Consider the following 19485-nt stretch of genomic DNA (forward strand, 5'->3'; position numbering starts at 1 on the left):
AAACCGGCCACGGCGTAAGCCGAAACCTCCTTCTTCGCCCTCTGCCAACACGACCGGCAAAGAATCCTATCGCCAAAAAAGCAAAACCCGCCGAAAAAATCGACGGGTTTGTCAGCAGTCTGAGGCCCTCTCCGGAGGGCCTTTTTGTTTGCCGCTTTCCGGCTGTTGTGTCATCACGTGCGCGACCGCTTGGTGAATGGGTTCAAGCGGGCCGGCACAGCCGGAAAAACGACGCGGAAACCGTCTCCTTCGATTTTTTGATTTACGTACATCAGAATTGGCGCTAATGGTCTCGTCAGGAGGAATGATGAGGCCAACTGTTCACGATATCGCCGCTGCAGCGGGTGTCAGTCTCGCGACTGTCGACCGGGTTCTCAACCAGCGTCCCGGTGTGCGCCATGTCACGCGGGAAAAGGTCGAGGCCGCAATCCGTGAGCTCGGTTATATCAGGGACGTCGCCGCCGCCAATCTCGCCAAGGGGCGCACCTATTCGCTGGTCTTCATCTTGCCGGCCAGCGACAATTCCTTCATGTACGGGCTCAATGCCGAGATCCGGCAGGCGATCCTCCGGTCGCCGGCGGAGCGCACCGACATCCGCACCATCGAGGTGCCGGCCTTCGATCCCGCCGCCCTCGTCTCAGTGCTCGAAGAACTTTCCCGGGAGAAGCCCTGCGGCATCGCGATGGTTGCGACCGATGCGCCCGAAGTGCGCGCCATCGTCGACAGGCTGGTGCGCGCAGGCTTTCCCATCGTCACGCTGGTTTCCGACCTCACCGGGTCGCTTCGCCATCACTATGCCGGCGTTGACAATATCGCTGCCGGCCGCACGGCCGCGCGCCTGCTCGGCCGGTTTCTCGGGCCGCGAAAAGGTGAGATCGCAGTGCTTGCCGGCTCCATGCTGGTGCGCGACCATCGCGAGCGGCTGGAGGGGTTTACCTCTGTGATGGCGGAGGAATTTCCAGATCTTACGATCCTGCCGGTTCTTGAAGGCCGCGACGATCCCGAGATCGCTCATATGCTCGTTGCCGATGCGCTATCGAGAAATGCCGGTATCATCGGCGTCTACAGCCTCGGCGCCGGCAATCGCGGCCTCATCCGGGCGCTGAAGGAGAAGGCCGTCGACCGGACGCTGACCGTTATTGCCCACGAACTGACTGCCCATACGCGTGCGGCGCTGCTCGACCACACGATCGATGCGATCCTCAACCAGGATGCTGGACATGAGGTGCGCAGCGCGGTGCGCGTGCTGAAAGCCAAGGCGGACGGGCTTGCCGTCATCGAAGCGCAGGAACGCATCCGCCTCGACATATTCCTGAAAGACAATCTGCCGTAACGGCAAAGGAGAATACCAGATGTATCTCGGTCTCGATCTCGGAACCTCCGGCGTCAAGGCGATGCTGATCGACGGCGATCAGAAGATCGTCGGCTCTGCCAATGGTTCACTCGACGTCTCGCGCCCGCATTCCGGCTGGTCGGAGCAGGAGCCGGCCGACTGGGTGCGCGCCACGGAAGAGGCCGTGGCCGGCCTCAAGGCAAAACATCCCAAGGAGTTTGCCGCGGTCAGGGGTATCGGCCTTTCCGGGCAGATGCATGGCGCGACGCTCATCGACGCTGCCGACAAGGTCCTGCGTCCCTGCATCCTCTGGAACGATACGCGCAGCTATGTCGAGGCCGCAGCGCTCGATGCCGATCCGCGCTTTCGCGCACTCACCGGCAACATCGTCTTCCCTGGCTTCACGGCGCCCAAGCTCGCCTGGGTCAAGAAGCATGAGCCGGATGTTTTCGCAAAGGTCGCCAAGGTGTTGCTGCCGAAGGACTATCTGCGTCTCTGGCTGACCGGTGAATATATTTCCGAAATGTCGGATTCGGCCGGCACCTCCTGGCTCGACACCGGCAAGCGCGCCTGGTCCTCGGAATTGCTTGCCGCCACCAGCCTTTCAGAAGAGCAGATGCCGGCGCTTGTCGAGGGCACCGAACAGGCCGGCAAACTCCGGTCCGAACTGGCGGCGCAATGGGGTATTTCGGGCGACGTCGTCGTTGCCGGCGGCGCGGGCGACAATGCGGCCTCGGCCTGCGGCATGGGCACGGTCAGCGATGGCGCTGCCTTCGTTTCGCTCGGCACTTCGGGCGTACTTTTTGCCGCCAACGGCTCCTACCTGCCGAAGCCGGAAAGCGCCGTGCATGCCTTCTGCCATGCACTGCCAAACACCTGGCATCAGATGGGCGTCATCCTGTCGGCCACCGATGCACTCAATTGGCATTCCAGCGTCACCGGCAAATCGGCCGCCGATCTCACAGGCGAACTCGGCGAGACGCTGAAGGCGCCGACCGGCGTCACCTTCCTGCCCTATCTCTCCGGCGAGCGCACGCCGCATAACGATGCCGTCATCCGCGGCGCCTTCATCGGCCTTGAACATGAAAGCAGCCGCGTTGTGCTGACCCAGGCCGTGCTCGAAGGTGTGGCCTTTGCGATCCGCGACAATCTCGAAGCGTTGCGTTCGGCCGGCACCGGCATCTCCCGCGTCACGGCCATCGGCGGCGGTTCTCGCTCGCGTTACTGGCTGGCCTCGATCGCGACCGCGCTCGGCGTTCCGGTCGATCTGCCGGCCGACGGCGATTTCGGCGCGGCCTTCGGCGCGGCGCGCCTCGGCCTGATCGCGGCAACGGGGGCAGATCCTATCGCGGTCTGCACGCCGCCGGTGACGGCAGGAACGATCGAGCCGGTTGTTTCCCTGAGCGGCGCTTATGAGGATGCTTACAAGCGCTATCGTGCGCTCTACCCGGCGATCAAGTCGCTGGCGCATTGAGATCGGGCGCCCCCTCACCCTACCCTCTCCCCGAGGGGAGAGGGGGAGTCCGTAGCGTCCGTATCTGAAGGCGACGCGACGTTGCCACAAGTTTCTTCTCCCCAGCGGGGAGAAGGTGCCGGTAGGCGGATGAGGGAGCCGCCTCTGGCGCATACGACAATTCAGAACTGTTAAGAAATACGAACCCAAGGAGACGTGACATGAGCACCGGATTTTTCGGCGATATCCAGAAAGTAAAATACGAAGGCCCCGACAGCACCAATCCGCTGGCCTTCCGCTACTACCAGCCGGACGAGATCGTCCTCGGCAAGCGCATGGAAGACCATCTGCGTTTTGCCGTGGCCTATTGGCACACCTTCACCTGGCCGGGCGGCGATCCCTTCGGCGGCCAGACCTTCCTGCGTCCCTGGTTCGAAGACACGATGAAGGCTGCCAAGCTCAAGGCGGATGTCGCCTTCGAATTCTTCTCGCTGCTTGGCACGCCCTACTACTGCTTCCACGACGCCGACGTGCGTCCTGAGGGCAAGAGCTTCGCCGAGAACACCAAGAACCTCAACGAGATCGTCGACTATTTCGCAGAAAAGCAGGCCGCAACCGGCACCAAGCTGCTCTGGGGCACGGCGAACCTCTTCTCCAACCGCCGCTACATGTCGGGCGCGGCGACCAACCCCGATCCCGATGTCTTCGCTTTCGCAGCCGCGACGGTAAAGACCTGCATCGACGCCACGCAGAAGCTCGGCGGCGAGAACTACGTGCTGTGGGGCGGCCGCGAAGGCTACGAGACGCTGCTCAACACCGATCTCAAGCGTGAGCTCGATCAGCTCGGCCGCTTCCTCAACCTCGTCGTCGAATACAAGCACAAGATCGGCTACAAGGGCACGATCCTGATCGAGCCGAAGCCGCAGGAGCCGACCAAGCACCAGTATGATTATGACGTCGCAACCGTCTACGGCTTCCTCAAGAATCACGGTCTCGAAAACGAGGTGAAGGTCAATATCGAGCAGGGCCATGCGATCCTTGCCGGCCATTCCTTCGAGCACGAGCTGGCGCTTGCCAATGCGCTCGGCATCTTCGGCTCGATCGACATGAACCGCAACGATTACCAGTCCGGCTGGGATACCGACCAGTTCCCGAACAATGTTCCGGAAATGGCGCTCGCCTACTACCACGTTCTGGCAGGCGGTGGCTTCAAGACCGGCGGCACCAACTTCGACTCGAAGCTGCGTCGCCAGTCGCTCGACCCGGCGGATCTGCTGATCGGTCATATCGGCGGCATGGATTGCTGCGCTCGCGGTCTCAAGGCCGCTGCCAAGATGATCGAGGACAAGGCTCTGTCACAGCCGCTCGCCGATCGTTACGCCGGCTGGGATTCGGCCGAGGCGCAGAAGCTTTTCCGCGGCGAGTATTCGCTGGATGAGATTGCGAACTGGGTCGAGACCAAGGACGTCAATCCGCAGCCGAGATCCGGCAAGCAGGAACTGCTCGAGAACGTCGTCAACCGTTACGTCTGATGACAGGCGCCGGCGGCCATTGGTCGCCGGCGTTATCCTTTCGGCCGGCTACTGCCGTGTCGGTTCAGCGCTTCAACCAATTGCGCGACGGCGCGGAGACTGAATTGCGAACCACCAGATCAGGCCTCAGCAGAATTTCCGTCTCGGCCGGCTGGCCGTCGGACAGGAGTTCCAAGAGCAGCGCCATCGCCTGCTTGCCGATCGCCGTTCTGGGCTGGCGGATCGTGGTCAGCGAAGGCGATATGAAGACTGCCTGCGGCACGTCGTCGAAGCCCGTCACCGAGAAATCCCGCGGAATATCGTAACCTCGCGCGCCAAGCCCGACCATGACTCCGATCGCGGTCTGGTCGTTGACGCACATGAAGGCGGTTGGAAGCGTGTCGCGCATGAAAAGCTGCTCGACCGCATGTCGTCCGCTTTCGATCGTGCCGTCGCCTTCGAGCACGATCCTGGTGTCGGGCGGGACGCCGGCGGCGCCCAGACCGGCATCGTAACCCATGCGGCGCCTGGTATAGGCGAGCCGGGTGCGGGAATCGCCGATAAAGGCGATCTTGCGATGTCCCTCGGCCAGCAGCAGGTCCACGGCCTTTCGCGCGCCCTCGGTATCGTCGACACCGACATAGGGAATGCCGCCGTTAAACACCGGTTCGAAAACGCCGACGCTCGGCGGCAGCCGGGCGGTCATGGTCTGATGGCCGAAGGGCAGGATGCCGGTGAAGAGGATCAGGCCGGCGGCCTGATTGGAATTGAAGAACTTCAGATATTCGAGGCCCCGCTGGGCATCGTTCTGGGTGTGGCCGATCAGGATGCCGTAGCCGTGGGCGCGCGCCTCGTTTTCCAGCCCGACAAGAATGTTGGAGAAATTGGGGTCGCCGATATCGGGCGCGACCACGAGGATCATGTTGGAGCGGCCGAGTCTCAGGCTGCGCGCCATGGCATTGGTCGTATAGCCGGTGATGGCGATCGCCTGGTTGACCTTGAGGCGCGTCGAGTTGGCGACCTTCTCGGGCATATGGATTGCCCGGGAAACCGTCGCGATGGAGACCTCGGCGATCCGGGCGACGTCTTCGATTGTAGCGGGCGTGGAATTCGACACTGAGCTCTGCCTTGGGGCTGTCTTCGCCGCGACACTACACAGACTTGTCGGGAGGTCAAAGGCAGGCTTCCAACGGATCTGTGTAAATCCACGATGTAAACCTTTACATACAGTATGTAAAGGTTTACACAAGGTCCAAAGCGGACGGGAGCCGCTGGCGCATAACCCGAAAATCAGGACCGGTTTTCGGAGAGGAATATGCGTCCGTTCAAGGGATGGAGCATCCTGGGCGCGTCTCGCTGGACGCGTGACGCTCTAGGGGGAGGGCAGGAATGACCGTGGAGATTGCCGACACCGCACCCGTGGTGCTGTCCGCCAGGCGCATATGCAAATCCTTCAGCGGCGTGCAGGTCCTCTTCAGCGTGAATTTCGATCTCCGCGCCGGCGAAATCCATGCGCTCATGGGTGAAAATGGCGCCGGTAAATCCACGCTCGTCAAGGTGCTGTCGGGCTTTGAACAGCCGAGTTCCGGCGAGATCCTGCTCGATGGCAAGCATGTCGTGCTGCCGCCCAATGGTGCCGCGGAAGCGCTCGGCATCGTCATCATCCACCAGGAATTCAACCTGGCCGAACATCTGACCGTGACGGAGAGCCTTTTCCTGGGGCGCGAGGTCACGCGTTTCGGTGTGCTCGACCGTAAATACATGCGTTCCGAGACACGCAAGGCTCTCGATGTGCTCGGTTCGCATGTCGATGAGAATGCGCTGATCAGCACGCTTTCCATCGCCGACAAGCAGATGGTCGAGATCGCCAAGGCGATCAGCCGCGACGCGCGCGTGGTCTTCATGGATGAGCCGACCGCGGTGCTGTCGCGGGAAGAGATCAGCATGCTCTTCAAGCAGGTTCGCAAGCTGCGCGACCAAGGCACCAGCTTCGTCTTCGTCTCCCACAAGCTTGACGAGGTGATGGAGCTGACCGACCGAGTTACGGTCCTGCGCGACGGCCAGTGGATCAAGACGTCGCCGACATCCATTCTGGACGGGGAATCGATCGCGCAGCTGATGGTCGGCCGCGAGCTTTCCAGCCTCTATCCCGCCAAGGTCGAGCCCGATATCGACGAGGAAGTCGTCCTCAGCGTTTCGTCGGTATCGACCGGCTATGTCAGGGATGCGAGCTTCGAGGTCCGCAAGGGCGAGATCATCGGCTTCTCCGGGCTCATCGGTTCCGGCCGGACCGAGCTGATGGAGGCAATCGCCGGGTTGCGGACGCGTCTCGAGGGCGAGGTGGTGATCAAGGGGGAAACGGTTCCCTCCGGCGACGTCCATGCTGCCAATCGCTGCGGGCTCGCCTATATGACCAAGGACCGCAAGTCGAAGGGACTGCTGCTGCGGTCCGGCATGATGACCAATCTGACGCTGCAATCGCTCGGAAGACATTCTCGTCACGGCTATCTCAGCCCGGGCAGCGAAGCGGCGGCGCTTGCGAAGGCCAAGCGTCGTTTCGATATCAGGGTTCGCGACAGCAATATCGTCGCCGGCCGCATGTCAGGCGGAAACCAGCAGAAGTTGCTGCTGGCCAAGGTCATGGAAACCGAGCCCGATATCATCATCATCGACGAGCCGACGCGCGGCATCGATGTCGGCACCAAGCAGCAGATCTATCATTTTATCTCGGCGCTCGCTCGGGACGGCCGGTCGATCATCGTCGTGTCATCGGAGATGCCCGAGGTCATCGGCCTCTGCACGCGGGTGGCGGTGATGCGCGAGGGGCGTATCGTCGGCATGCTCGAGGGAGAGGAGATCTCCGAACAGGAGATCATGCGCTACGCCGCCGGGCTCAAGAAGAAGGCGGCCGCCTGAGAGCGCAAGCAGGTCCGCAGGTGTGGACGATACATAAGATGCCCAGAGACGGGACGGGAGGTTGGTTTTGGAAATGAGCGTCAACGAGGAGACCAGGCAAATCCGGCGTCGGTCCTGGCGGGATGTCGACTTGCGCGCGGTTGCGCCCTTCGTCGCCCTGGCCCTGCTGCTGATCGTCGGAGCCCTGGTCAATCCCAACTTCATCGGCATCACCAACCTCGCCAATGTCGCGACGCGCAGCGCCTTCATCGCCATCATCGCGGTCGGCGCGACCTTTGTGATATCGGCGGGAGACCTCGACCTGTCGGTGGGGTCCATGGTGGCCTTCGTTGCCAGCCTGATGATCCTGCTGATGAATTCGGGGGCCATCGCAGACCCAGCCCTGATGCTGACGGTCGCGGCCGTCTTCACGGTCGTCGCCGGCGCGCTCTGCGGTCTGGCGAACGGTCTGATCACCACGGTGGGCAAGATCGAGCCCTTCATCGCGACGCTCGGCACGATGGGCATCTATCGCGGCCTGACGACATGGCTGTCGCAAGGCGGTGCGATCACTCTTCGCTCCCCCGATATCCAGACGCTCTATCGTCCCGCCTATTTCGGCAATATCGCCGGCGTGCCGGTGCCGATCGTGGTGATCCTGGCGGTGACGGCGGTTGCGGCCTTCATCCTCTATCGCACCCGATACGGGCGCCATGTCGTCGCGGTGGGATCAAACAGCGATGTTGCCCGCTATTCGGGGATCGCGGTCAACCGCGTGCGGACGATCGCCTTCGTGATCCAGGGGCTCTGCGTGGCGATCGCCGTGCTGCTCTATGTTCCGCGTCTCGGCTCGACGTCGGCAACGACCGGCATCCTGTGGGAGCTGCAGGCGATCACCGCCGTCGTCGTCGGCGGCACGGCGCTCAAGGGCGGCGCCGGCCGGGTCTGGGGCACGATCTGCGGCGCTTTCATTCTCGAACTCGTCGGCAACATCATGCTGCTTTCGAATTTCATCAGCGAATACCTGATCGGCGCCATCCAGGGTGCGATCATCATCATCGCGATGTTCGTCCAGCGCTCGCTGGTGCGCAAATCATGATCTGACCGGCTTGCATTTTGACCGGGTTTACAGGGCGTCCGGTCCCGGTATGGAAAAGTCCCTGAAGTCATTGGGAGGAAATAGCATGCGGAAATTGATGTTGGGTCTCGCGGTCGCGGCAGTGACGTTCGCCGGCGCCGCCTACGCCCAGGACAAGAAATTCACGATCGGCGTATCCATTCCGGCCGCCGACCATGGTTGGACCTCGGGCGTCGTGTTCCACGCCGAACGTGTCGCCAAGCTGCTGATGGCCGAACATCCCGGCCTCAACGTTATCGTCAAGACCTCGCCGGATGCTGCCAGCCAGGCAAACGCCGTGCAGGATCTCGAGACACAGGGCATCGATGCGCTCGTCATCCTGCCGTCGGACCCGGATCCGCTCGTCAACGCCATCAAGGAAGTCAAGGGCAAGGGCAAGTTCGTCGCCCTCGTCGACCGTGCGCCGAGCAACAACGACAACTCCGTGCGCGACCTCTATGTCGCCGGCAACAATCCGGCTCTCGGCGAAGTCGCCGGCAAGTACATCAAGGAAAACACGCCGGACGCTGAAGTCGTCGTCATTCGCGGTCTGCCGATCCCGATCGACCAGCAGCGCCAGGACGGTTTCGACAAGGGCATTGCCGGCTCGAACGTCAAGGTTCTCGACCGCCAATACGGCAATTGGAACCGCGACGATGCCTTCAAGGTCATGCAGGACTACCTGACGAAGTACCAGAAGATCGACGTCGTATGGTGCCAGGATGACGACATGGCCGTCGGCGTTCTCCAGGCGATCGAGCAGGCCAAGCGCACCGACATCAAGTATGTTGTCGCCGGCGCCGGCTCCAAGGACATGGTCAAGAAGGTCATGGACGGCGACAAGCTGATCCCGGTCGACGTTCTCTATCCGCCGGCAATGGTCGGTACGGCGATGGAACTGACGGCTGCTGCGCTCTACGACCAGGTCCCGGTCCACGGCAGCTACATTCTCGATGCGACGCTCGTCACCAAGGAGAATGCCAAGGACTTCTACTTCCCGGATTCTCCGTTCTGATCCGCTGACTGGACGATGCGCCCATTCGAAAGGATGGGCGCATTTTTTATGCCCGCATGCGACATGCGGTTGAAAATGCTTCACGTACTTCTTGCCCGCCAATGCCCATCATGATTAGCTCGCAGCCACATCGTATCCGGCCTGGCGCCAAATCCGTGAATCAAGGGCGGGAAGCGCCTTGCGCCCGCCAAATTGCGTGCTACAAGTTTTCAGAAACGTTTACGGTCGATATTCAGGGAGGAATCTGACATGAAGACGATCAAAGGTCCCGGCCTTTTCCTTGGCCAGTTCGCGGGCGATACCGCTCCTTTCAATTCCTGGGACGCGATTACCAAATGGGCGGCCGATATCGGTTACAAGGGCGTCCAGGTGCCGACCTGGGCGAGCCAGCTGATCAATCTGAAGAAGGCTGCCACGTCCAAGGACTATTGCGACGAATTCGCCGGCACGGCCCGCGAAAACGGCATCGAGATCACCGAACTTTCGACCCATCTGCAAGGCCAGCTGGTCGCCGTTCACCCGGCCTATGACGAAGCTTTCGATGGGTTTGCGGCACCGGAGGTGCGCGGCAATCCGAAAGCTCGCCAGGAATGGGCGGTCGAGCAGGTCAAGATGGCGCTGACCGCATCCAAAAACCTCGGCCTCAAGGCGCATGCGACCTTCTCCGGCGCGCTTGCCTGGCCTTTCATCTATCCCTGGCCGCAGCGTCCGGCCGGCCTCGTCGAGACCGCCTTCGACGAACTTGCCCGCCGCTGGACGCCGATCCTCAACCATGCCGACGAAAATGGCATCGACGTCTGCTACGAGATCCATCCGGGTGAAGACCTGCATGATGGCATCACCTTCGAGATGTTCCTGGAGCGCGTGAAGAACCATCCGCGCGCCAACATGCTCTACGATCCCTCGCACTACGTCCTGCAGTGCCTCGACTATCTCGACAACATCGACATCTACAAGGACCGCATCAAGATGTTCCACGTCAAGGATGCGGAGTTCAATCCGACCGGGCGCCAGGGCGTCTACGGCGGCTACCAGGGTTGGGTGGAACGCGCCGGCCGCTTCCGCTCGCTCGGCGACGGCCAGGTCGATTTTGGCGCGGTCTTCTCGAAGATGACGGCCAACAATTTCGACGGCTGGGCCGTGGTCGAATGGGAGTGCGCGCTGAAGCATCCGGAGGACGGCGCCCGCGAAGGGGCCGAATTCGTGGCCGCGCATATCATCCGCGTCACCGAGAAAGCCTTCGACGATTTTGCCGGCAGCGGCACGGACCAGGCGGCGAACCGGCGGATGCTGGGGCTTTCCTAATCAGCGCACACCGGTTTGTTGCCCCTCACCCTAACCTCCCGTTCTGACGGGGAGAGGGGACTTGCCGTACCAACCGTAGAGTTGGGCGTAGACATCGCGGCATATCCCTTCGCCCCGCTGGCGGGGGTCCGAAGGACGGGTCGAGACCCGTGGCTCGACCCCGGTCGGTGGCGGCAGCCGGATGAGGGGCCGCATCCGCACCAAGTTTGAATTCCAGGAGGACAAGAATGGCAATCGAAGCATCATCCGAACAGACCCGCGAGCCGCGCATTCGGCTCGGCATGGTGGGCGGCGGCGCGGGCGCGTTCATCGGCGCAGTACACCGTATCGCAGCCCGTATCGACGACCAGTACGACCTCGTGGCCGGCGCATTGTCGTCGACGCCTGATAAGGCCGTTCAATCCGGCCGCGACCTCGGCCTCGACCCGTCGCGGACCTATTCCAGCTACCGCGAGATGGCGATCCGCGAGGCGAAGCTGAAGAACGGCATCGAGGCGGTGGCGATCGTCACGCCGAACCACGTGCACTACGATGCGGCCAAGGAATTCCTGAAGCGCGGCATCCATGTCATCTGCGATAAGCCGCTGACATCCAATCTTGCTGATGCCAAGAAGCTCAAGAAGGTCGCCGATGAGAGCGGCGCTCTCTTCGTGCTGACGCATAACTATACCGGTTATCCAATGGTCCGCCATGCGCGTGAGATGATCGCGAACGGCGAACTCGGCGATATAAGAGTCGTCCAGGCCGAATATCCGCAGGACTGGCTGACGGAAGCGGTCGAGCAGACCGGCCAGAAACAGGCCGCCTGGCGCACCGATCCGGCGCAGTCGGGCGTCGGCGGCTCGACCGGCGATATCGGCACGCATGCCTATAACCTCGCCTCCTTCATATCAGGCCTTGAGCTCGACAGCCTGGCCGCCGATCTCGACAGTTTCGTTCCGGGCCGCAGGCTGGATGATAACGCCCATGTCTTGCTTCGCTTCAAGGCGAAGGGCTCGGAGAAGCCGGCAAAGGGCATGCTCTGGTGCAGCCAGGTGGCGCCCGGCCATGAGAACGGCCTGATGGTGCGCATCTACGGCACTAAGGGCGGGCTGGAATGGACCCAGAAGGATCCGAACTACCTCTGGTACACGCCTTTCGGCGAGCCGAAGCGGCTGATCACCCGCGGCGGCGCCGGCGCAGGCGCGGCTGCCGGCCGCGTCACGCGTGTGCCGTCAGGGCATCCGGAGGGTTATCTCGAGGCGTTTGCGACGATCTATACGGAAGCCGCGCATGCGATCAACGCCCGCAAGAAGGGCAAGACAGTCGACAAAGCGGTGATCTACCCCACAGTCGATGATGGCGTGAAAGGTGTCGCCTTCGTCGAAGCCTGCGTCGCGTCTTCCAAGAAGAACGGCGCATGGGTCAAGGTCTGATTTTACCGATCCCCGCTGCGAGCGGCGCGTATTGAAAAACGCCGAGGTGGCTCCAGGCCACCTCGGCGTCTTTGTTTTGCTTTCGGTCAGGCAGCAACAGCGTGGCCGCGCTTTAGCAAATTATCGACTTTCACCGGTCCGGCACCTGCGGCCGCAAGGGTTTTGTGAGCCATCTCCCGTGTAAGGATCGTGGTCTCGACAGCAAGTCACGACTGCTGACATTGCCGATCAGCGTGCGAAGGACTGGAAGGAGGGCCCCTCCTGCAACGTTGTAGTTTTTCTCGCCGCCACCCTGTACTTTGCCTTTGGGCTTGGCTAAATCCCGCATAACGACCTCAACCCAAAGCGTGGCGCGGTCTGTCAGATTCACCTGCCACACTTGAGATCTTTGATTTTCCGCATGTCGTCGTCGCAAAACCGAGGCACGCTTTTGCGCGACATGCTTTAGAGACAGGATTTTAGAGATGATCGATCCGAAAAAGTTCGCAGAGCGCTTTCCTGGCGACTTCACCTTCGGCGTGGCCACCGCCGCCTTCCAGATCGAAGGCGCCAGCAAGGCCGATGGCCGCAAGCCGTCGATCTGGGACGCTTTCTGCAATATGCCCGGCCGTGTCTACAATCGCGACAACGGCGATGTCGCCTGCGATCACTATAATCGGCTGGAGCAGGACCTCGATCTCATCAAGGACATGGGTGTCGAAGCTTACCGGTTTTCCATTGCCTGGCCGCGCATCATCCCTGACGGTGCCGGTCCGGTAAACGAGGCCGGTCTCGATTTCTACGATCGGCTGGTTGACGGCTGCAAGGCACGTGGGATCAAGACTTTCGCAACGCTCTACCATTGGGACCTGCCTCTGCTGCTTGCCGGCGACGGCGGCTGGACGGCGCGCTCGACCGCCTATGCCTTTCAGCGCTATGCCAAGACTGTCATGAACCGCCTCGGCGACCGTCTCGATAGGGTCGCCACCTTCAACGAGCCCTGGTGCATCGTCTGGTTGAGCCATCTCTACGGCATCCATGCTCCGGGTGAGCGCAACATGCAGGCCGCCCTTCACGCCATGCACTACATGAACCTCGCCCATGGCCTCGGCGTCGAGGCGATCCGCTCCGAAGCCCCCAATGTGCCGGTCGGGCTCGTGCTCAACGCTGCCTCGATCATTCCCGGCTCCGACAGCCCGGCCGATCTTGCCGCCGGCGAGCGGGCGCACCAGTTCCACAATGGCGCCTTCTTCGATCCCGTCTTCAAGGGCGAATATCCGAAGGAGTTCGTCGAGGCGCTCGGCGACCGCATGCCTGTCATCGAGGAGGGCGACCTCAAGCTCATCAGCCAGAAGCTCGATTGGTGGGGTTTGAACTACTACAAGCCCGAGCGTGTTTTCGACGGTGCCGACCGCAAGGGCGATTTCCCCTGGACGCTGGAAGCGCCGCCGGTAAGCGACGTCAAAACCGATATCGGCTGGGAAATCTATGCGCCGGGATTGAAGCTCCTGGTCGAGGATCTCTACCGCCGCTACCAACTGCCGGAATGCTACATCACCGAGAACGGCGCCTGCGACAACACCGACGTCGTCGATGGCGAGGTGGACGACACGATGCGCCTCGACTATGTCGGCGACCATCTCGACGTCGTTGCCGACCTCATCAAAGACGGTTATCCCATGCGCGGTTATTTCGCCTGGAGCCTGATGGACAATTTCGAATGGGCGGAAGGCTATCGCATGCGCTTTGGCCTCGTCCATGTCGATTATGGGACACAAGTGCGCACGGTGAAGAAGAGCGGCAAGTGGTACAGCGACTTGGCGGCGCAATTCCCGAAGGGAAACCACAAAGCAGGTTAGGCCTCATCCCCGTTAAGTGGCTGACATTGCTTGAATGAAGCTTTGCATCAACGGCAAAGGCAAAAATAGACCGCCGTAAAATCTTCAACAGGCGGTTGCTTAAACGTTTTTGAACCCTTGACTGGCAGAATTCGACCGTCAGGGAGCCGTAATGCAGACAGTCGCAAAGTCGCAGAGCAAGGGATCGGGAATAGGCCGTCACATCACCGTCACGGGCGTGCTTTTCTCCTTCGCCGTCATCGTCGCCGTCGTCACCATCATGGTGCTGACGGCGCTCGAACGCGTGGCTGAAAATGCCAATCTTCTCGATGACGAGCGCTCGCGCGAAACGACGATCGGCGCGTTGAAGACTTTCGAGGATCAGCTCGGCGCGACACTCGACGACTACGCCGCCTGGGACGACGCCGCCGTCAACGTCTATGCGCCCGAGGGCATGGCATGGACGGTCAGCAACTACGGCGAGATGTCGCTCAACAGTTCGCTTTTCGATATGGCAATCGTCATTGACGATCAGAAGAAGGCGATCCTCGCCTATCGCGACGGGCAGCCGATGGAGGAGCCGCCGGCGGATTTCTTTCAACCGTCGCTCTGGACCCTTCTCGACACGGTCAAGTCGGCCGGTCCTGCCGATCGTCCCCAGGCGGTCGGTTTCGTCGCCACCAAGCGCGGCATTGCCGCAGTCGGCGTCGCATTGGTGCGGAAAAAATCCGGTGCGCTGGATGTGCCGGCCGGTCAGCACCGCTATCTCATTTTCGCCCGCCATCTCGATGACGACAGGGTGGCCGGGCTCGGCCAGACCTATGTCATCGGCGGGCTGAGGCTGGCGCCGCCGGCCCTCGAAGCCGATTATTTCGTGCCGATCGCCGATCCTGCGGGGGCGATGCTCGCCAAACTCGTCTGGACCTCGCGTTCGCCTGGCGATGTCGGCTACGCACAGGTGCGGCCGATGGTCATCCAGGCGCTCGGACTGGTCGGGCTGTTCTTCATAGTGCTGCTGGTCATCGGCTGGCTTGCCGGCCGCCGGCTGAAGAGCGAGGAAAACAATGCCCGCGAGGACGCGTTGCGCGACAGGTTGAGCGGCCTTTCCAATCGCGATGGTCTCGGGCTCGCGGTCGACCGTTTCGTGGTGGAGGCACGCCAGACCAAGCGCAACGTACTGCTTCTCTATCTCGACCTCGACGGCTTCAAGGAAGTCAACGACAGTTACGGCCACGGTACCGGCGATCAGTTGATCCGCGCGGTCGCAGCCGGCCTCGCCGTGCTCATTCCTCAAGGCGCGGTTCTCGCCCGCATCGGCGGCGATGAATTTGCCATCGCTTTTCTTTCCGACGGCGAAAACGCCGCGGCTCTCCAGCTTTCCGAACAGATCCTCGATTTTCTGGCCGAGCCGCTGGAGATCGGTCGCCGCGTCGTCGTCGTCGGGGCAAGCATCGGCATTGCCATGTCGCCCGTGGGCGCCATCGAACGCGAGGAACTGGTGCGTCGCTCCGACCTTGCCATGTACAAGGCCAAGGAGGCCGGCCGCGCGCGGATGACGCTCTACGATCCGTCGATGGATACCGATCGAGAGCAGCGCAATGCGCTGGAGATCGACCTCAGGGTCGCCATCGAAAGCGGCGACCTGACGCTCGCCTATCAGCCGCTGGTCGATGCGACGACGCATGCGCTCACCGGCGTCGAGGCGCTGGTGCGCTGGAATCGTCCGGGCCACGGGCCGGTTTCACCCGAAGTTTTCATTCCGATCGCCGAGACCAGCGGCCTAATCGAATCGCTCGGGCTGTTCGTGCTGCGCAAGGCCTGCGAGACGGCCAAGCAATGGCCTGGCCTCGGCATCTCCGTCAACGTCTCACCCGGCCAGTTCCGCAATCCTGCTTTCACCGATTATGTGCGCTACGTGCTGAAGCAGACGGAGATCGGAGCCGGCCGCGTCACGCTCGAAATCACCGAAGGCTACATGATCCAGAATCCGCAGCGCACCCGCCAGTCGATCGAGCGGCTGAAGGGCCTGGGGGTGAAGGTGGCGCTCGACGACTTCGGTTCCGGCTTCTCCTCGATCGGTTATCTCAGACAGTTCGGCTTCGACCGCATCAAGATCGACCGCTCGCTGGTTATTGATATCAACGAGGACAAACGGCAGCGCGAGATGCTGCAGGCGACGGTGGCGCTTGCCCGCTCGCTCGACATTCCTGTCACGGCTGAAGGCATCGAGACCGAGGCGCAAGCGGTGGCGATGCGCCTGTTCGGATGCGATTGCCTGCAAGGCTATTTGTTCGGAAAGCCGATGACGGCCGATCTCATCACGGAGATGCTGGACGAGCGGCAGGCGGCGGAGCCAGAAGCCCGGCGTCGTCTCGGCGCTGCCTGACCGGCTACGGGGGGCTTCGGCAGGCCGGACTCAAAAAGAATCCGGATTCAGCTGCCGATATGCCGCTGGCCGCGCTTTTTCGCGAGTGCGATCTGGTGCTGCCGCTGACGGTAGCGCAGCCGATCTTCTTCCGTGCGCGTGTGATAGCAGTGGCTGCAGGAAACGCCTTCCTCGTAGAGCGGCGAGGTGATTTCCTCGGCGGTGATCGGGTTGCGGCAGGCGTGGCAGAGCCTGTGTTCGCCTTCCCTAAGCCCGTGCTCGACGGAGACGCGCTCGTCGAAGACGAAGCAGGCGCCATCCCAGAGGCTTTCCTCCTGCGGCACTTCCTCCAGATATTTCAGGATGCCGCCTTTGAGATGATAGACCTCGTCGAAGCCCTGCGCCTTCATGAAGGCGGTGGCCTTCTCACAGCGTATGCCGCCGGTGCAGTACATGGCGACCTTCGGCTTGTTGTGCAGACCGGGATTCTGGCGCACCCAATCGGGAAACTCGCGGAACGTCTTCGTCTTCGGGTCGAGAGCGCCGCGAAAGGTGCCGATCGCCGTCTCGTAGTCGTTGCGGGTATCGATGACGATCGTATCGGGATCCGATATCAGCGCGTTCCAGTCCTTGGGCGCCACATAGGTGCCGACAACCTTGTTGGGGTCGATGTCTTCAACGCCCATGGTGACGATTTCCTTCTTCAGCTTCACCTTCATGCGCAGGAAGGGCATTTTCGAAGCGCGGCTCTCCTTGTGCTCTAGGCCTGAAAATTCCGGCTGGGCGCGCAGGAAGGAGAGTACGGCGACAATGCCGGCATCCGGCCCCGCGATCGTACCGTTGATGCCCTCATGTGCCAGAAGCAGCGTTCCCTTGACGCCGTTCTCCTCACAGAGCGCCTGCAGCGGGCCTTGCAGGCTCTGAAAGCGCGGCACGGAAACGAAATGGTAGAGCGCCGCCACGAGGAACGGGCTGGTGTGTGTCAGGCTGTCGGTCATGGGCCGGAAATACAGAAAATCGGCGAGCCGCGCAATTGCCTTCGCCAATGGCGCCTTTTCTCAGTTCCCGGTCGCCAGCCAGAGAAGCTCGATGCGCTGCGCTTCCTCGTCCGGGTCATCGGCGAAGACGGCTTCGGCCTTGACGAGCGCCTGACGACGGTCTTCCTGCTGGCGGAAGATGATGGCGTCGAGCAGATGCGTCAGGTCGTCGTTGCGGGTGAAGAGCTGCGGTTCGGCTTCGACGAGTTCGGAGAGCACGACGAGATCATGGATATGGCCGAGATCCTCGACGAGCGTCTTGGCCGCATCGCGCTTGGCCTTCATGGCGCCCGGCCAGACATCGCTCAAAAGAGTATGGTAGAGCCGGTAGTCGTAGGTGCGCTTGCGAAGATCATGGAAATCTTCGGCCGTTCCCTCGTCATGGCAGGCCATCAGCGCCGCCTTCGCCTTCAGGCTCGTGCGGCGCCAGCTCTTGCCCAGCATGCGGGCATTCTTGCGGTGGTTGCCGTCGAAGGCGATCGTGTCGAGCGAGGCGATCGCCTCCTTCAGCGTGCCGGCGGCCTCCTTCAGCCGCTGTTCCAGCCCGCGTTCGGCCTCTGCAATCCAGTCCCGGCGCCCTTCCAGAACGGTGATGATGCGGCCGAGCGCTTCATTCTCGTCGGGGCTGCGGGCGGTGTGCCGCAGATACTCCACGGTGCCGATGAGTGCGGCCGCGTCGCGGATTGCCGACAGCGACCGCGCCGTCTCGCGCAGCCTTGCATTTTCACGTTTCTGGAAATCCGGCACCTCGCGGGCGACGAGCCGGTAGAGCGAGCGCAGCCGCTTCAGGTTCTTGCGGAAGGAATGGATTGCCTCGTCGACGCCATCCGGTCGCTCGTCGAGAACAGTGATGGCACGGGAAAGCTGGTCCGTGGCAACGATGCGGAATTCCTCGGTGAAATCGGCCTCAGGCCGTATGCGATAGCCCATGCCTGTCGTGCTCGTATTCTGTAGCGAGGGCCTGGTTGGAATAGCGGAAATCGCCGGTTACTTCGCGGCCAAGCCAGCTGGGCAGGGCCGGCTTGTCGGTTTCCGACGTCATTTCCACCTCGGCGATCACCAATCCGCGATGTTCGCCGGCAAAGACGTCGACCTCCCAGACGAAGCCCTCATAGGGAACGCGGTAGCGCGTCTTCTCGATGACGATGCCGATTGCGGCCTGTAACAATTCTTCGGCGTCGGCGACCGGAATGTCATATTCGAATTCGTCGCGGGTGATGGCGCTGCGGCCGATCTTGATCGTCAGTCTCGCCTTCTTGCCGTCGAGGATGCGCACGCGCACGGAACGGTCGTCCATCGAGGCGATGTAGCCCTGTCTCAGGCTCGACTTCGTCTCCACCGCGGAACGCCATCCGTCGCTGCGCACGAGAAACTTCCGCTCGATCTCTTTCGCCATACCGGTGAACCTTTTGTGACGATCCAGGCACGGTAGCCCAATTCCCACGCATTTCCTACCCATCATGTTGCAAGTCTGGTTTTATCTCGACAAGGTCACGCCGGAGCGTTATTCGGAAACCGGATTTCAATCGTTTCAAGGAAACCGTACGGCCATGGGCGAGAAAACAGACAAGCTCCTTTCCATCCTGAAACTCCAGCCCGTCGTTCCGGTGCTTATCGTCGACGATGCGAAGTCGGCCGTGCTGCTGGCACGTGCGCTCGTCGCAGGTGGCCTGAAGGCGATCGAGATCACCATGCGCACGCCGGCGGCACTCGATGCCGTGCGTGCCGTCGCCAACGAGGTCGAGGGCGCCGAAGTCGGCGCCGGCACGATCCTCAATGTCGCCCATTGGAAAGCCGCCGTCGAGGCCGGCTCGAAATTCATCGTCAGCCCGGGCACGACGCAGGAACTGCTCGACGCGGCAGCCGATTCCGACGTGCCGCTGCTTCCCGGCGCCGCAACCGCCAGCGAAGTCATGGCGTTGCGCGAAGAAGGCTACCAGGTTCTGAAGTTCTTCCCGGCCGAGCAGGCCGGCGGTGCGGCCTATCTCAAAGCGCTCTCCTCGCCGCTGGCAGGCACGCTGTTCTGCCCGACCGGCGGCATCTCGCTGAAGAACGCCAATGATTACCTCTCGCTGCCGAACGTCATCTGCGTCGGTGGTTCGTGGGTGGCGCCGAAGGAACTGGTCGCAGCCGGCGATTGGGCAGGGATCACCAAGCTTGCGGCAGAGGCCGCGGCGCTGAAGGCTTGATGTCGTATTTCTTAGATAGAGGGTAAGCTTCTC

16 protein-coding genes are annotated in these 19485 nt (G+C 61.9%); 12 read left to right on the plus strand and 4 right to left on the minus strand.

Annotated elements, in window-relative coordinates; genetic code table 11:
- The 4 genes from EFD55_RS33510 to xylA all read left to right on the plus strand — a co-directional run.
- The coding region (locus tag EFD55_RS33510; RefSeq protein WP_208653552.1) for a hypothetical protein at positions 1–287 on the plus strand (287 nt) is incomplete at its 5' end.
- 20 nt (positions 288–307) lie between these two features.
- Positions 308–1333, plus strand: a complete 1026-nt coding sequence (locus EFD55_RS25060) for a LacI family DNA-binding transcriptional regulator (RefSeq protein ID WP_125848512.1) — start codon at positions 308–310, stop codon at positions 1331–1333.
- Positions 1334–1352: 19 nt separating this feature from the next.
- Positions 1353–2807, plus strand: a complete 1455-nt coding sequence (gene xylB, locus EFD55_RS25065) for a xylulokinase (RefSeq protein WP_125848514.1) — start codon at positions 1353–1355, stop codon at positions 2805–2807.
- 200 nt (positions 2808–3007) lie between these two features.
- Positions 3008–4318, plus strand: a complete 1311-nt coding sequence (gene xylA, locus EFD55_RS25070) for a xylose isomerase (protein ID WP_125848516.1) — start codon at positions 3008–3010, stop codon at positions 4316–4318.
- 64 nt (positions 4319–4382) lie between these two features.
- Here xylA and EFD55_RS25075 read toward each other — a convergent pair whose 3' ends face one another.
- Positions 4383–5414, minus strand: coding sequence for a LacI family DNA-binding transcriptional regulator (locus EFD55_RS25075; RefSeq protein WP_125848518.1), 1032 nt, complete (start codon positions 5412–5414; stop codon positions 4383–4385).
- A 272-nt stretch (positions 5415–5686) separates the two neighbouring features.
- On the opposite strand from EFD55_RS25075, the gene EFD55_RS25080 reads away from it, so the two are divergent.
- From EFD55_RS25080 to EFD55_RS25110, 7 genes are all read left to right on the plus strand, one after another.
- Entirely contained in the window at positions 5687–7213 is a 1527-nt protein-coding gene (locus tag EFD55_RS25080; RefSeq protein ID WP_125848519.1) for a sugar ABC transporter ATP-binding protein, read from the plus strand.
- A gap of 73 nt (positions 7214–7286) precedes the next feature.
- Entirely contained in the window at positions 7287–8291 is a 1005-nt protein-coding gene (locus tag EFD55_RS25085) for an ABC transporter permease (RefSeq protein WP_125848521.1), read from the plus strand.
- Positions 8292–8376: 85 nt separating this feature from the next.
- A complete protein-coding gene (locus EFD55_RS25090; protein WP_125848524.1) occupies positions 8377–9324 on the plus strand; it encodes a substrate-binding domain-containing protein in 948 nt (315 codons plus the stop codon).
- 249 nt (positions 9325–9573) lie between these two features.
- The gene (locus tag EFD55_RS25095; protein WP_125848526.1) at positions 9574–10629 is read left to right on the plus strand and encodes a sugar phosphate isomerase/epimerase family protein; all 1056 of its coding nucleotides are present in this window, start codon (positions 9574–9576) and stop codon (positions 10627–10629) included.
- Between the two features lie 227 nt (positions 10630–10856).
- Positions 10857–12044: a Gfo/Idh/MocA family protein gene (locus EFD55_RS25100; RefSeq protein WP_125848528.1), complete on the plus strand. Its 1188-nt coding sequence runs from the start codon at positions 10857–10859 to the stop codon at positions 12042–12044.
- Between the two features lie 464 nt (positions 12045–12508).
- On the plus strand, positions 12509–13882 hold the full coding sequence (locus EFD55_RS25105; protein WP_125848530.1) for a GH1 family beta-glucosidase: 1374 nt from the start codon (positions 12509–12511) through the stop codon (positions 13880–13882).
- A 151-nt stretch (positions 13883–14033) separates the two neighbouring features.
- The gene (locus EFD55_RS25110; RefSeq protein ID WP_125848532.1) at positions 14034–16247 is read left to right on the plus strand and encodes a putative bifunctional diguanylate cyclase/phosphodiesterase; all 2214 of its coding nucleotides are present in this window, start codon (positions 14034–14036) and stop codon (positions 16245–16247) included.
- Between the two features lie 47 nt (positions 16248–16294).
- On the opposite strand, the gene trhO is transcribed toward EFD55_RS25110, so the two are convergent.
- From trhO to EFD55_RS25125, 3 genes are read right to left on the minus strand one after another with little or no spacing between them, the layout of a single operon-like run.
- Positions 16295–17224: an oxygen-dependent tRNA uridine(34) hydroxylase TrhO gene (gene trhO / locus EFD55_RS25115; protein WP_125848679.1), complete on the minus strand. Its 930-nt coding sequence runs from the start codon at positions 17222–17224 to the stop codon at positions 16295–16297.
- Positions 17225–17284: 60 nt separating this feature from the next.
- Positions 17285–18193, minus strand: a complete 909-nt coding sequence (locus tag EFD55_RS25120; RefSeq protein WP_125848534.1) for a CHAD domain-containing protein — start codon at positions 18191–18193, stop codon at positions 17285–17287.
- Entirely contained in the window at positions 18171–18659 is a 489-nt protein-coding gene (locus EFD55_RS25125) for a CYTH domain-containing protein (protein WP_125848536.1), read from the minus strand. Before EFD55_RS25125 ends, EFD55_RS25120 begins: the two co-directional genes overlap by 23 nt.
- Positions 18660–18813: 154 nt before the next feature.
- Between EFD55_RS25125 and EFD55_RS25130 the strand changes: the two genes are divergently transcribed.
- Positions 18814–19452 (plus strand): 2-dehydro-3-deoxy-phosphogluconate aldolase, encoded by a 639-nt coding sequence (locus tag EFD55_RS25130; RefSeq protein ID WP_125848538.1) that lies wholly within the window; start codon positions 18814–18816, stop codon positions 19450–19452.
- Positions 19453–19485: the final 33 nt, after the last annotated feature.

The organism is Rhizobium pisi (genome assembly GCF_003938655.1).
Lineage (GTDB): Bacteria > Pseudomonadota > Alphaproteobacteria > Rhizobiales > Rhizobiaceae > Rhizobium > Rhizobium pisi.

Bases quoted from the DNA above. Each gene is read 5' to 3' on its own strand.
- EFD55_RS25060 (WP_125848512.1), top strand. From the start codon at position 308: ATGAGGCCAACTGTTCACGATATCGCCGCTGCAGCGGGTGTCAGTCTC.
- xylB (WP_125848514.1), top strand. From the start codon at position 1,353: ATGTATCTCGGTCTCGATCTCGGAACCTCCGGCGTCAAGGCGATGCTG.
- xylA (WP_125848516.1), top strand. From the start codon at position 3,008: ATGAGCACCGGATTTTTCGGCGATATCCAGAAAGTAAAATACGAAGGC.
- EFD55_RS25080 (WP_125848519.1), top strand. From the start codon at position 5,687: ATGACCGTGGAGATTGCCGACACCGCACCCGTGGTGCTGTCCGCCAGG.
- EFD55_RS25085 (WP_125848521.1), top strand. From the start codon at position 7,287: ATGAGCGTCAACGAGGAGACCAGGCAAATCCGGCGTCGGTCCTGGCGG.
- EFD55_RS25090 (WP_125848524.1), top strand. From the start codon at position 8,377: ATGCGGAAATTGATGTTGGGTCTCGCGGTCGCGGCAGTGACGTTCGCC.
- EFD55_RS25095 (WP_125848526.1), top strand. From the start codon at position 9,574: ATGAAGACGATCAAAGGTCCCGGCCTTTTCCTTGGCCAGTTCGCGGGC.
- EFD55_RS25100 (WP_125848528.1), top strand. From the start codon at position 10,857: ATGGCAATCGAAGCATCATCCGAACAGACCCGCGAGCCGCGCATTCGG.
- EFD55_RS25105 (WP_125848530.1), top strand. From the start codon at position 12,509: ATGATCGATCCGAAAAAGTTCGCAGAGCGCTTTCCTGGCGACTTCACC.
- EFD55_RS25110 (WP_125848532.1), top strand. From the start codon at position 14,034: ATGCAGACAGTCGCAAAGTCGCAGAGCAAGGGATCGGGAATAGGCCGT.
- trhO (WP_125848679.1), bottom strand. From the start codon at position 17,224: ATGACCGACAGCCTGACACACACCAGCCCGTTCCTCGTGGCGGCGCTC.
- EFD55_RS25120 (WP_125848534.1), bottom strand. From the start codon at position 18,193: ATGGGCTATCGCATACGGCCTGAGGCCGATTTCACCGAGGAATTCCGC.
- EFD55_RS25125 (WP_125848536.1), bottom strand. From the start codon at position 18,659: ATGGCGAAAGAGATCGAGCGGAAGTTTCTCGTGCGCAGCGACGGATGG.
- EFD55_RS25130 (WP_125848538.1), top strand. From the start codon at position 18,814: ATGGGCGAGAAAACAGACAAGCTCCTTTCCATCCTGAAACTCCAGCCC.